We start from the raw sequence: 13,777 nt of genomic DNA on the forward strand, positions 1-13,777 counted from the left end.
TAAATTACATCAAACTTTCTTCCCAAAATCTAGCTTGATCATAATAATATTGATTTATCCTCTTTATCATATCATTACTCACAGAAACTCTAGACTCTCCTTTATTCAACACCTCATCCGTATCAAGAGTTATTTTTTCACCTATAAAAAACGATAACTTCTCTTCACATTTTTGAGCATTACTAAACAAGTCTTCGTATGCAATTACGCAAACCTTATCTTCTCCGAAAGCTCTCACCAATCTATCATACACACCAGAATAGTTCGTACTTCTCCTACATTTCCTAGACTTATAATAAAAGTCTTTTAAAAAAAGTTTTAAATAGAAAAACTTTTTCATCCTAACGGAATAATTTAAGTGACTCACCACCCTTTCTGCTGGATTTCGTGTGCACAGTACAAACTTCACCTCACCAATATTTTTCTTAATTTGCTCAATATGCTTATTTTTAATATCCATATAACTTGGAGAAAAATCTAAAAAAAATAGATCTACATCGTAATCATCTTTGTAATTCTTAAAGTAATTAGCGCGAAAAAACAATCCTATCAACTTTTGCACTTTCCGGGGAAGTTGTTTAAAGCCTCCCCTATCTACATTAGAAGAGTGTCTATATATATTCCAAAAGTCGACCTCTTTATTAATCGGCGTATTGAAATTATCAGATTTTTTTATCTGATGATAAAGCCAAGTAGTACCACACTTAGGGGCACCGACACATATTAAAGCTTTTGGAATTTCAGACATAATATCAACTATTTCAAAAAAATGCGGCCATACTTAATATGGCAACTTATTAAGCCTAGCCGCAAAAAAAATACTGTCTAGCTCTTAAGTAACCTTATTAGAGTTCCAATACGAGCGGCACGGTATAAGTTTTTCATTACAACGATATGAGTACCGTTCAGCTATTTCCGTTACTTCTTCTAGCAAACCTTGGCTTAGAGTCGTTGGGTTAAGCCCAAGTTTTAAAAACTGGTCATTTTTCACATGCAAATCATTTTCATCAGCTTCGTTTCTCGGATTATCTAGGTAATCGATTGAGACACCAGTCCTGTCCGCAATCATTTGAGCTAACTCACGAACTCTATGAGTTTCTGTCACTTGGTTATATATATGAACACGGTCTTTTGATTTTGGAGGATTTTCTAATGCAATCTGAATACACCGCACTGTATCTTGGATGTGAATAAATGCACGAGTTTGGCCGCCCGTTCCATGTACAGTGAGAGGGTAGTTAACAGCCGCTTGCATCAAAAATCTATTAAGAACCGTTCCATAGTCCCCATCGTAATCAAAGCGATTAATCAACCGTTCGTCTAACTTTGTTTCTTGAGTCTGTGTTCCCCAAACAATCCCTTGATGTAGATCAGTAACACGTACAGCATCATTTTTATTATAATACATGAACAGGAGTTGATCTTGAGTCTTTGTTAAATGATAAATACTTCCTGGATTAGGAGGATAAAGGATTTCATTCTCTAAAAGCTCCCCATTTTCTGCCTCAACCTTTACAGAAAGGTACCCTTCAGGGATTTTTACACCGGCAGTTCCATACCCATATACACCCATTGTCCCTAAATGAACGATATGTATATCTAATCCAGATTCGACGACAGCCGCAAGCAAGTTATTGGTTGCATTCAGGTTATTATCTACAGTATATCTCTTATGGGTGCTTGACTTCATTGAGTATGGTGCTGCGCGCTGTTCTGCAAAATGCACAACAGCATGAGGTTGCCATTCATTTATGAGGTCAAGCATCCTCTGGTAATTTTTTGCGACGTTAAAATTATAGAAATCAATGTTTTTTCCAGAAACTTCTTCCCAAGCTTTTAACCTTTCTCCCATTGGCTTAATAGGAGTCAGAGACTCACACTCTAGCTCATTGTCGATATTACGACGTGAAAGGTTATCAACAATCTTTACTTCATGCCCTTGCGCCGAAAGGTGCAACGCCGTTGGCCAACCGCAAAAGCCATCACCACCTAATATCAGTACTTTCATCATTCCTCCTTATACTTACTTTCCGTTAGACAAATAGATTTACGACTCGGAAGATATATCCATTGAATATCAAAATCGTTGATCACACTTTCAACATACCATCATTTATAAATTTCTTATCCAGAAGTGTTACCTTCATTCAAACACTTCTTTTCCTCGTCCCCAGTTTCTTATCAGCAACCATGAGTCATTCCACAATATTAATTACGATTCACGGAAAATTATAATAATGTATTGCGAGGTTATTCTTACTTAAAATGGCTGCAGTACCATTCCACAAATCTCGCCACTCCCTCTTTCACCGGCGTTCCGGGTTTATAACCTACCGCCTTCTCCAGTTCGGAAGAATCGGCATAGGTGTCCGGTACATCGCCGGGCTGTAGCGGGAGCAGGTCTTTCTTCGCGGTTTTGCCCAGCGCCTCTTCGATCGCTTCAATGTAGGCACTGAGCTTCACCGGGTTGTTGTTGCCGATGTTGAACACGCGGAACGGCGCATTGCTGGTGGCTGGGTCCGGGTTGTCGCTATCCCAGTCCGGGTTCGGCTCGGCAATGTGGTCACTGGCGCGAATCACGCCTTCCACGATGTCGTCCACGTAGGTGAAATCGCGGGTGTGGTTGCCGTGGTTGAACACCGGGATGGGCTCATCGTTGAGAATGTTCTGCGTGAACTTGAACAGTGCCATATCCGGCCTGCCCCAGGGGCCGTATACCGTGAAGAAACGCAGCCCGGTGGTCGGCAACCGGTAGAGATGGCTGTAGCTGTGCGCCATCATCTCGTTGGCTTTCTTGGTGGCGGCGTAGAACTGCAGCGGGTGGTTGACCCCCTCATGCTCGGAAAACGGCATCCTGGTGTTGGCGCCGTATATGCTGCTGGTACTGGCATACGTCAAGTGCGGTGCTTTGGCGTAGCGGCAGGCTTCCAGAATGTTGGTAAAGGCCACCAGGTTGCTTTCCACGTAGCTGTGCGGGTTCTCGATCGAATAACGCACCCCGGCCTGGGCGGCCAGATGAATTACCCGGTCGAACTGGTGATTCAGGAAGCACTCGTGCACCGCTTGCTGGTCGGCCAGATTGGCGCGGATGAACGTATACTCGCCGCTGCTCTGTTGCGCCGTTTCCTCGAGGATGGCCAGCCGCGCTTCCTTGAGGCTGACATCGTAGTAGTCGTTGACACTGTCGAAGCCGACGACGCTGTCGCCTCGTTCCAGGAGTTGTTTGGCGGTATGGAAGCCGATGAAACCGGCATTGCCCGTCACGAGGATTTTCATGGCATCAATACACCCAGTGTCAAGAGATTATCAGTAAGGTAACACTATTGTGGCGGTGTGACCGCTAGCGGTCGTCTTTCAGGCTGGCGCAAACCAGGCCGGCGAATTGGGCAAAGAAGGCTCCCATCACGGCCAGCATGCCGCCCAGCACGATGCCTAGCGCCAGAACCAGTGCGCGGCTCGTGCCTTGTTGGTTCAGGCTTCGTACCGCGGTTTGCGAGACTTCACCTTCGGTGAGTTCTTCCATCTGGGCTTCCAGATCGGAGACTCGCGCCATGGCGCTGGCCATCACTTCTGCCGCACTGTCACTGTCGGAGTTTTGCGCGGCTTCCAGTGCCTCGTTGGCGCTGGCCAGTTGCCGTTCCAGGGCGTCCTGCCGGCGCTCCGCGCTCTGCGCCTGACCTTCCTGGAGGCGGGAGAGCATGGCTTCATGCAGCGATTCGACCAGTGCCGCGTTGTCACTCTGTGCGTCCGAGGTGATCGTGACGAGCAGTGTCTCGCTCGGGTTATCGATTTGGGTATCGAAGGGCAGCCGTTCCAGGCCTTCGTTAGCGATCAACTCGCGAGTGATCGGGCCCAGGTAGAGGTTGTTCGCCTTGGCGACCAGGGAATTCGGGTCTTCCAGCGGGGCGCCGGCGCCCTCTTCCGCCACGTTGTAGATCGAGGTGTACCGGTAGGTGGTGGGCAACATGAGTGCATAAGCTACTGCCCCCAGCACGACGACCAGGAAAATGGCCGTCATCAGTTTCCAGCGTTTGATCAGAATCTTGGCCAGGTCGACCAGGGAAATTTCGTCGTCGTAGGTACGGGAATCCTGTGGGGTGGTCATTCTGTCATTCCGTGATGAGTACTGAGAAATTCGGGCACGCTACCGCCGGGAGATTGTTCCGGGTGACGTCTCCATGCCCTGGCAAGCGATATCGCTACGGCCATTGCCTGCCGTAGTCGTTAGTGCAAAGTGGCATTCTAGTGAGTCGCCCGGCCCGGTTACACTGGCGGCACGTATAAGATTTGTGTCATCCATGTCGCCGGTAAGAGACATATCAATTTGATTCCTCTCGCAAACTGGCGCGAACCGCCATCATGAAGTGCCGGAGGAAGGCTGCCATCACTGCCATGATCATGCCCAGCACCACCGCCAGGCCGATCACCAACCCGGCCGAGGCGCCCTGGGCTTCCAGGCTGCGCGAGGCGACCTGGGAGATGTTTCCTTCGGTCAGGGACGAGAGGCGGTTGTCGTACTCGCGGGCGGCTTCCGTGAGTCGTTCATCGGCAATGCCGGTTTCACTGATGGCGGTTTGTATGCCCTCCAGCCGTGTTTGCAGGCTGTTTCGAGTGCGCTCCACCAAGGCCTGCTGGCTTTCGGCCACGGCCTCGAATACCTGTTGGTGCAGGCTTTCGATGGCCTCGGCGTTCGCCTCGGCGGACTGGGTGGTCAATGAGATCAGGCGCGTGCCCTCTACGTAGTTGGCGCGTATCTCGAAAGGCAATGTGTCCAGCCCTTCGTTCTCGAGGTAGGTGCGCACTTCCGCCGGCAGCGTTTGGGTTCGCAGGCGCGTGAGCACGGCGTTGGGGTCCTCGAGTCCGGCGATATCACCCTCGTCATCCTCGACTTCGGCAATGTCGTACAGCGAGGTGTAAGTATAGGTGTCGGGCTGAAACACGAGATAGACCACGGCCAGCAATATAACGGCGAGAAACACGCCGAGCATGAGCTTCCATTGCCGGACGAGAATCAGGGCGAGATCAACCAGCGATATCTCATCGTCCGGCCGGCTGGTTTGATTGTTCATCAAGTTCCCCACGGTATTGTTGTGTCTGCGAATCCAGAATGTTCTTTGGTTCGTGTGATTCGCTTTATTAATTATAAGCACGCTACCGCCCGGGGATTGTTCCGGGCGTATTCCCTGGCCCGTTAACGCCGGTGCGGTGTATTACGACGAAAAGGCTTCAAGAGACGATAATGGCAGGCTTCACACACAAGCGTCCACTGCCATGTGCGGCGCAACATGGCCTTGCTCTTGGCGGGAATCTAGATTCCCATGGCATCCCTTACCCTTGAGTCGTACGGCTGCTTTGGTGATGCAGCTCTTCATCGATGGGTGCGTAGGATACAGGGGGTTGGGGCGTGGTTGAAGCATTGACATGGAGGAGGGTCTGAATTACCCCCGGCAACAGCCTTTGCCGATAGTATGGAAGCGGGTTCAACCACGATGTGGAGCGGTAAGCCCGCGCCTTGGTGACACAGCCATCGCGACTAAAGTCGCTCCCACGAAAAACAGGGCCCATGCAGACTGAGCACGAACACGATGTGACCTGCAAGCGCCCTCCTGCCTGATATCAACATTCGCCATGCCTATGGCTGCAACCGGGGCACATGCCAGATAGACTATTTTGTATAGACATTTTAGCAAAAGGACTCTCCGGACATGGCCACGACCCTTCCACACTATCTCCAGATACAGCATCACCTGCTGGAGAAGATACAAAGCGGTGAATGGCCGGCAAATCATCAGATTCCTGTCGAGGAGCAGTTGGCCAAGGATTTCGGCGTCAGTCGCATGACCGCTAACAAGGCGATCCGTGACCTCGTACAGCAAGGTTACCTAACTCGGCAAGCCGGACTTGGAACCTTTGTCACTGACCGCAAGGCAGAGTCTCCACTACTCGATGTCCATAATATTGCCGATGAGGTCCGTTCCAGGGGGCATGACTATCGCAATGACGTACTGACCCGGGAGGTCATCGCGGCGGATGATGAAATCGCATTGCGTCTCGGCGTCCGGCTAGGCAGCCAAGTGTTCCATACATGTTTGGTTCACTACGAGAATGACACCCCCATCCAGTTAGAGAATCGCTACGTCAACCCACGTTGGGTACCGGGTTATCTGGAAACCGACTTCAATCGACAAACTCCCAATGAAGTCCTGGTCGCTGCCTGCCCCATCAGCGACATTGAACACATCGTTGAAGCCCTATTGGTGGATGCAGAAACGGCGGAATGGCTCGCTATCGATACCACGACACCCTGCCTGAGCATGATCCGGCGCACCTGGTCGGGTGAGCAGTTGATCAGCTATGCGCGGCTGATTCATCCGGGAGATCGTTACAAACTCCGTTCATCGGTACATCGGCCGGACGCCTAGCCTGACAAGACGCTAAAGCATGAGCGGCGAGATCGAACCTCCCAGGGGCTTTCACGCTTGACTGGGTATTGGCGAGATCAGCCTGCCAGGGTCTGAACCAGATAGCCGGTCGGTACGGCCAGCAGCAGGCTCAGAGCGACCCGAATGAACCACACCAACAACATACGTCCCACGGAGAGGGGAATGCTGGTGGAGAGAATGCAGGGAATCGAAGCCGAGAAAAACAGCACTGAGGAAACCGAAACGACGCCGGCGGCAAAGCGCGCTGCGAACTCGGCATCTGCCATCAGCAGGGCCGGAAGGAACATCTCGGCAAGCCCCGAAGCGGATGCCTGAGCGAGCGCCGCAGCATCACCCAGCCCCCAGACCGCCACAAAGGGGTAAAAAAGCCAGCCGAGCCACTCGAAGAGCGGCGTGTACTTGGCGGCTAACAGGCCAATCAAGCCAACAGACATGATCGATGGCAGGATGCTGATGGCCATCACCACTCCTTCCTTGAAGTTGAGCGCGACACTGCGGTGCAGACCGGGAGCCCGGGCGGCGACCTCCAGGCCGGTGTGCCAGGCGGTGGTGAGGCGTTTGCCGGACACCACCTCCGGCTCGCCATCCGCAGCGCTGTTGTCCATCCGCGAGAGCGGCGGCAGGCGCACGGTGATCGCAGTGACGATGAAGGTGATCAGCAGGGTCAGCCAGAAGTAGAGGTTCCACACGCTCATCAAGTCGAGTGTTCTGGCCACGATAATCATGAAAGTGGCGGAGACCGTGGAGAAGCCGGTGGCGATGATGGCCGCCTCCCGCGCCGAATACTGGCCGGCCTGATAGACCCGGTTGGTGATCAGCAACCCAATGGAGTAGCTGCCCACGAAGGAAGCCACCGCATCGATGGCCGATCGCCCCGGGGTGCGCCAGATTGGCCGCATTACCGGCTGCACCAGCACGCCGATCAATTCCAGCAAGCCATAGCTGATCAGCAGTGCCAGGAAGATGGCACCGATCGGTACGATCAATCCTACCGGGATCACCAGCTTATCGAACAGAAAAGGCAACATGTCCGGCTCATGCAGGAAGGCCGGCCCCCAACCGGTCAAGGCCATCAACGCCGCGGCGACGCCACCCACCTTGAGTACGGTGAAAATGCGTTCAGTGAGACTGTGGTTCCAATAGCCCCGGATAACCGGATAGGCGGCGCCGGCCACGATCAACGTCAACGCATAAAACCCACTGGCATGGCCCAGCAGATTACGCGCGCCGGTCACCATATGGTCGAGCAGGATGGTGGTTTCGCCACCGATATCGATTGGCACGAAGAATATCAGGATGCCCAGGATGCTGGGCAGGAACAGTTTTAAAAGCGTCGCAGCACCATGCCGCTGCCTTGCAGGAGAGTCCGGGATATTCATGAACACGCCTCTTGTCGTGCGGTGATTGAATCGAACAGGCTTTTCAGCCCCGATATGTATATACAATAAAGTAAGCGATCGTGCGCTGCTCACCTAGCGACAGGGGCTAGACATTGGTCTAATCATCGAATGTCCGCCTACCGGCATCGTGCGCCAAGAAACTATATATCTTATTGTTTTTTATTATATTCAACTATCCTCACGGGTTTTCATCGGGCTTTGCTATCGAACGAACCTGAGTGACTCCGCCTTGACGCGGTCATGACGACTTGCCTTAATTGTATATACATTAAGTTTTCCCGGAGGAGCCCTCCATGTCGAACACGACTCCCAAGCGCTGTCTGTGGCGTGCTATCACCGTTTTCGATGGCCTACGCACCCTGACCGAACCCATGGCAGTGATCACCGAAGGGACTCGGATCGTTTCCTTGACGCCGATGCGTGACTGGGATGCGAGCCAGGGCGAAGGCTGCATGGATATGGGCCAAGGCGGCGTCATGACTCCCGGCCTGGTCGACTGTCACACTCACCTGGTATTCGGCGGTGAACGGGCAGACGAATTCGAGGCTCGTCTGGAGGGTGCCGGTTATGAGGAGATCGCACGTCGTGGCGGCGGCATCCTCAGCACCGTGCGCGCCACCCGCGAGGCCAGCGAGGAGGAACTATTCGCGCGAGCCCGTCCTCGACTCGAGGCGCTGATCGATGATGGCGTGACGACGGTAGAGATCAAGTCCGGCTATGGCCTGACGGTGGATGATGAGCTCAAGATGCTGCGCGTGGCGCGCCGTCTCGGAGAGACACTCCCCGTGCGTGTGGTAACGACGCTGCTGGGTGCCCACGCCCTGCCACCGGAGTACCAGGACAACAGCGACGATTACATCACCTTGGTTTGCGAGGAGATGATCCCGGCCGCTGCGGCCGAAGGACTGGCCGATGCGGTAGACGTGTTCTGCGAGAAGATCGCCTTCTCGGTGGCCCAATGCGAACGCGTCTTTGAGGCTGCCAAGGCCCATGGCCTGGCCATCAAGGCCCATGCCGAGCAACTCTCCAACCTGGGGGGGAGTGCCATGGCGGCGCGTCATGGAGCCCTGTCCGCCGACCATATCGAATACCTCGACGAGGCCGGTGTGAACGCCATGCGTGAGGCCGGTAGCGTCGCTGTGATCCTGCCGGGCGCCTTTTATACCCTGCGCGAGACGCAGCAGCCCCCCGTTGCATCACTGCGCGAAGCCGGCGTGCCCATGGCGGTGGCTACCGATGCCAACCCGGGCAGCTCGCCGCTGTTCATGCCCACCTTGATGCTCAATATGGCCTGTACCCTGTTCCGCCTGACACCCCAGGAGGCATTGGCCGGCATGACCGCCCACGGCGCCACGGCGCTGGGGCTCAACGGACTGGGGCGAATCCGGGAAGGTGCTGACGCCGATCTGTGCATCTGGGACATCGACACCCCGGCCGCACTCGCCTACGCGGTCCAACCCGGCCGCCTACGCCAGCGCCTGTTCGGGGGGGAGCTCGCCCATGCCAGCTAAGATGCCACCCGACAGTGCCATCGACATGTCGCTCTGGCAGGGGCGTACTGACCCGGAGCCCGGTAGCGATCGTTGGCATCAGAGAGTTCAGCCGCTGACCCAAGGGGCACAGCCCGGCTGTGCGCTACTGGGTTTCGCTTGTGATGCCGGCGTGGCGCGCAACCAGGGCCGTGTCGGCGCCGCCGGTGGCCCTGCCGCGCTACGCCGCGCCCTCGCCCCACTGGCCTGGCACCGACATGGGTCGGTCTACGATTCCGGCGACGTGCATTGCGAGGGCGATGCCATGGAGGCGGCTCAGCAAGCCCTTGCCGATCGCCTCGCCCCACTGCTCGATGCCGGCCACCTGCCCATCGTGCTGGGCGGCGGCCACGAAGTCGCCTATGCCAGTTGGTGCGGACTCGCCCAGCACCTGACGGAACGGGAGACTTCGCCGCAGATCGGTATCATCAATCTGGATGCCCACTTCGATCTGCGCGACCCCCAGCATGTGCGCTCTTCGGGCACGCCCTTCGCCCAGATCGCCGACGACTGTGTACGGCGTGGCTGGCCATTCCGCTACGCCTGCCTGGGCGTGAGTCGCGCCGCCAACACTCAGGCGCTGTTCCAGCGCGCCGAGCAACTCAACGTGCTCGTCCGCGAGGACCGCGAGTTCCGCGCTTATCGCATCGACGCGATCCAGCGCGACCTGGAGCGTTTTATCGCTTACTGCGATCACGTTTACCTGACCATCGACCTCGATGTCCTGCCGGCCGCTGAGGCCCCGGGGGTCAGCGCCCCCGCCGCCCGCGGCGTATCCCTGGCACTGCTCGAGCCCCTGATCGAGGTGATCCGCGACAGCGGCAAGTTGCGCCTGGCCGACCTGGCCGAGTTGAACCCTGAGTTCGACCTGGACAACCGTACCGCCAGGGCCGCAGCCCGGCTCGTCCATCTTTTGACGCTGAATGACTGAAGCGGCCGCCCCGCCTTCAACTCTTTAACCGACATGCTCTTTGCGAGGAATTCCACAATGTCACACATCGACGAGCGCCGGCGCGCCGGCCGCCACGATCCCTCCCGCCAGATCGCCGCGCCCACAGGCCCCGAGCGCAGTTGCAAGAGCTGGCTCACCGAAGCGCCCCTGCGCATGCTGATGAACAACCTGCACCCGGACGTCGCCGAGCGCCCCGAAGATCTGGTGGTCTATGGTGGCATCGGGCGCGCCGCCCGCGACTGGGAGTGCTTTGATGCGATCGTCGAGACGCTCCAGCGCCTGGAGGAAACCCAGACGCTGCTGGTCCAATCCGGCAAGCCGGTGGGTGTGTTCGAGACTCACAAGGACGCCCCGCGGGTGCTGATCGCCAACTCCAATCTGGTGCCGGCCTGGGCCAATTGGGAGCACTTCAACGAGCTCGATCGCAAAGGCCTGATGATGTATGGGCAGATGACGGCCGGCTCGTGGATCTACATCGGTTCGCAGGGCATCGTTCAGGGAACCTACGAAACCTTCGTCGAAGCGGGCCGCCAGCACTACGACGGCGAGCTCAAGGGGCGCTGGATTCTTACCGCCGGCCTGGGCGGCATGGGTGGAGCCCAACCGCTGGCCGCCACCCTGGCCGGTGCCTGCTCGCTGAATATCGAGTGCCAGCAGTCACGTATCGACTTCCGCCTGCGCACCCGCTACCTGGACGAGCAGGCCGAGGACCTCGACGATGCCCTGGCGCGCATCGAGCGCTACACCGCCGAGGGCAAGGCGGTCTCCATCGGGCTGTGCGCCAATGCCGCCGACGTACTGCCCGAACTGATCAAACGTGGCGTCAAACCCGACATGGTCACCGACCAGACCAGCGCCCACGACCCGCTGCACGGCTACCTGCCCTCGGGCTGGACCTGGGACGCGTACGTCGAACGGGGTCAGCGCGAGCCCGAAGCGGTGGTCATGGCCGCCAAGCGTTCCATGGCTGTGCACGTTCAAGCCATGCTCGACTTCCAGGCGATGGGCGTGCCCACCTTCGACTACGGCAACAACATCCGTCAGATGGCGATGGAAGAAGGCGTCGACAACGCCTTCGACTTCCCCGGTTTCGTACCGGCCTATATTCGCCCGTTGTTCTGCCAGGGCATCGGCCCGTTCCGCTGGGCGGCGCTGTCCGGCGACCCGGAGGACATCTACAAGACCGATCAGAAGGTCAAGGAGTTGATCCCCGACGATCCGCACCTGCACAACTGGCTGGACATGGCCCGCGAGCGCATCAGCTTCCAGGGCCTGCCGGCACGCATCTGCTGGGTCGGCCTCAAGGACCGCGCCCGTCTCGGCCAGGCCTTCAACGAGATGGTACGTAACGGCGAACTCAAGGCACCGGTGGTCATCGGCCGCGATCACCTGGACTCCGGCTCGGTGGCCAGCCCCAACCGCGAGACCGAGTCGATGATGGACGGCTCCGATGCCGTTTCCGACTGGCCGCTGCTCAACGCCCTGCTCAATACTGCCGGCGGGGCCACCTGGGTCTCGCTGCACCACGGCGGCGGCGTGGGCATGGGCTACTCCCAGCACGCCGGGGTGGTGATCGTTTGCGACGGCAGTGATGACGCTCACACCCGCCTGGGTCGGGTACTTCGCAACGACCCGGGTACCGGCGTCATGCGCCACGCCGATGCCGGCTACGAGATTGCCAAGGAATGCGCTCGTGAGAACGACCTCGATCTGCCGATGCTGGATAAGTAAGCGCACCACCATCAACGTCCAGTGCGCTGAGCGCTGGGGACGAGTCGAAGCGAGGGTCTTTTGCCATGGATGGCAAAAGTAGCGCCCAGGGACGGGTTTACAGCGCCCTCGCGTAGGCTTGTCGACAGATCAGCTCAGCGCGAGCAAAGAACGCATCTTAAAAGAGATTCACTGCATGCCACATCTCGAGATTCAACCCGGCAATATGACCCTGGCGCAGGCGCGCCAGGTTTACCAGGCTCATGTGCCAGTCAGCCTGCCCGCAAGTGCCGACGCCGATATCACCAAGGCCGTCGACTGCGTGAATCGCGTGATCGCCGAGGACCGCACCGTCTACGGCATCAATACCGGCTTCGGCCTGCTCGCCCAGACCCGCATCGAGAAGGACCAGCTCGAGGATCTGCAACGCTCGCTGGTGCTGTCTCACGCCACGGGTGTCGGCGCGGCCATGGACGACGATCTGGTACGCCTGATCATGGTGCTCAAGGTCAACAGCCTCGCGCGCGGTTTCTCCGGTATCCGACGCGAGGTTCTGGATGCCCTGATCGCGCTGATCAACGCGGAGATCTATCCGCACATTCCGCTCAAGGGCTCTGTCGGTGCTTCTGGCGATCTGGCGCCGCTGGCCCACATGAGCGTGGTGCTCTTGGGCGAAGGACAGGCCAGGCACGAGGGCGAATGGCTTTCCGCCCGGGAGGCCCTGGAAGTGGCTGGAATAGGCCCCCTGTCGCTGGCTCCCAAGGAGGGCCTGGCGCTGCTCAACGGCACCCAGGTCTCCACCGCCTATGCCCTGCGCGGACTGTTCGAGGCGGAAGACCTCTACGCTGCGGCGACCGTCTGCGGCTCGCTAACCGTAGAGGCCACCCTCAGCTCGCGGGCGCCTTTCGACGCGCGTATTCATGACATAAGGGGCCAACGCGGTCAGATCAATGCCGCAGCCGGCTACCGGCATCTGCTTGGTGAGCGTAGCCAGGTGAGTGATTCTCATATCGACTGCGGCAAGGTCCAGGACCCCTATTCGTTGCGCTGCCAGCCCCAGGTGATGGGCGCCGCCCTGACTCAGATTCGCCAAGCCGCCGAGGTGCTGGCCATCGAGATCAATGCGGTTTCCGACAACCCCTTGGTCTTCGCTGAAGAGGGAGATGTCATCTCCGGCGGCAACTTTCACGCGGAACCGGTGGCCATGGCCGCGGACAACCTGGCACTCGCCCTTGCCGAGATCGGTTCTCTCACCGAGCGTCGCGTCTCGTTGATGATGGACAAGCATATGTCCCAACTCCCGCCTTTCCTGGTGGAAAACGGCGGGGTCAACTCAGGGTTCATGATCGCGCAGGTCACCGCGGCGGCATTGGCCAGCGAGAACAAGGCATTGGCCCATCCCCACAGCGTCGACAGCCTGCCGACCTCGGCCAACCAGGAAGACCATGTCTCCATGGCCCCAGCCGCCGGCAAGCGTTTATGGGAGATGGCCGACAATGTCCGCGGCACCCTGGCCATCGAGTGGCTTGCCGCCTGCCAGGGACTGGATTTCCGCGATGGTCTCAAGACCACCGACTCACTGGAAAAGGCGCGCAGAACCCTGCGTGAACAGGTCGCCTACTATGACCGGGACCGATTCTTCAGCCCGGATATAGAAGCCGCTACCGCATTACTTGCCTCGCGGACGCTGAGCGACCTGGTCCCAGAGGGATTGATGCCCAGTGACCATTAAGCGCTGCCCCA

11 protein-coding genes are annotated in these 13,777 nt (G+C 57.2%); 5 read left to right on the top strand and 6 right to left on the bottom strand.

The annotated features are described in order from the left end of the window. Positions 1–4: 4 nt before the first annotated feature. The 5 genes from BLW01_RS12305 to BLW01_RS12325 all read right to left on the bottom strand — a co-directional run bounded on the left by BLW01_RS12305 (position 5) and on the right by BLW01_RS12325 (position 5,069). On the bottom strand, positions 5–748 hold the full coding sequence (locus tag BLW01_RS12305) for a sulfotransferase domain-containing protein (RefSeq protein ID WP_092570144.1): 744 nt from the start codon (positions 746–748) through the stop codon (positions 5–7). Between the two features lie 84 nt (positions 749–832). Next, the gene (locus tag BLW01_RS12310) at positions 833–2,008 is read right to left on the bottom strand and encodes an NAD-dependent epimerase/dehydratase family protein (protein WP_092570146.1); all 1,176 of its coding nucleotides are present in this window, start codon (positions 2,006–2,008) and stop codon (positions 833–835) included. 248 nt (positions 2,009–2,256) lie between these two features. Beyond that, positions 2,257–3,276, bottom strand: a complete 1,020-nt coding sequence (locus tag BLW01_RS12315; RefSeq protein ID WP_092570148.1) for an NAD-dependent epimerase — start codon at positions 3,274–3,276, stop codon at positions 2,257–2,259. A 64-nt stretch (positions 3,277–3,340) separates the two neighbouring features. Beyond that, a complete protein-coding gene (locus BLW01_RS12320) occupies positions 3,341–4,105 on the bottom strand; it encodes a Wzz/FepE/Etk N-terminal domain-containing protein (protein ID WP_092570150.1) in 765 nt (254 codons plus the stop codon). Between the two features lie 214 nt (positions 4,106–4,319). Continuing rightward, on the bottom strand, positions 4,320–5,069 hold the full coding sequence (locus BLW01_RS12325) for a Wzz/FepE/Etk N-terminal domain-containing protein (protein ID WP_092570152.1): 750 nt from the start codon (positions 5,067–5,069) through the stop codon (positions 4,320–4,322). A gap of 636 nt (positions 5,070–5,705) precedes the next feature. On the opposite strand from BLW01_RS12325, the gene hutC reads away from it, so the two are divergent. Beyond that, positions 5,706–6,422, top strand: coding sequence for a histidine utilization transcriptional repressor HutC (gene hutC / locus BLW01_RS12330; RefSeq protein ID WP_092570154.1), 717 nt, complete (start codon positions 5,706–5,708; stop codon positions 6,420–6,422). A 77-nt stretch (positions 6,423–6,499) separates the two neighbouring features. On the opposite strand, the gene BLW01_RS12335 is transcribed toward hutC, so the two are convergent. Continuing rightward, positions 6,500–7,822: a YjiH family protein gene (locus BLW01_RS12335; RefSeq protein ID WP_092570156.1), complete on the bottom strand. Its 1,323-nt coding sequence runs from the start codon at positions 7,820–7,822 to the stop codon at positions 6,500–6,502. Positions 7,823–8,136: 314 nt separating this feature from the next. Here BLW01_RS12335 and hutI point away from each other — a divergent pair, with 314 nt between their 5' ends. The 4 genes from hutI to hutH all read left to right on the top strand — a co-directional run bounded on the left by hutI (position 8,137) and on the right by hutH (position 13,766). Continuing rightward, complete coding sequence (hutI, locus tag BLW01_RS12340) at positions 8,137–9,354, top strand: imidazolonepropionase (protein ID WP_092570158.1); 1,218 nt, start codon at positions 8,137–8,139, stop codon at positions 9,352–9,354. Then, a complete protein-coding gene (hutG, locus tag BLW01_RS12345; RefSeq protein WP_229806506.1) occupies positions 9,344–10,303 on the top strand; it encodes a formimidoylglutamase in 960 nt (319 codons plus the stop codon). The genes hutI and hutG overlap by 11 nt, the downstream gene beginning before the upstream one ends. A 57-nt stretch (positions 10,304–10,360) precedes the next feature. Further along, positions 10,361–12,055, top strand: coding sequence for a urocanate hydratase (hutU, locus tag BLW01_RS12350; RefSeq protein WP_092570162.1), 1,695 nt, complete (start codon positions 10,361–10,363; stop codon positions 12,053–12,055). A gap of 175 nt (positions 12,056–12,230) precedes the next feature. After that, positions 12,231–13,766 (top strand): histidine ammonia-lyase, encoded by a 1,536-nt coding sequence (gene hutH / locus BLW01_RS12355; protein ID WP_092570164.1) that lies wholly within the window; start codon positions 12,231–12,233, stop codon positions 13,764–13,766. The last annotated feature ends 11 nt before the right edge of the window (positions 13,767–13,777 follow it).

Origin of the sequence: Aidingimonas halophila (assembly GCF_900106955.1) — a bacterium.
GTDB lineage: Bacteria > Pseudomonadota > Gammaproteobacteria > Pseudomonadales > Halomonadaceae > Aidingimonas > Aidingimonas halophila.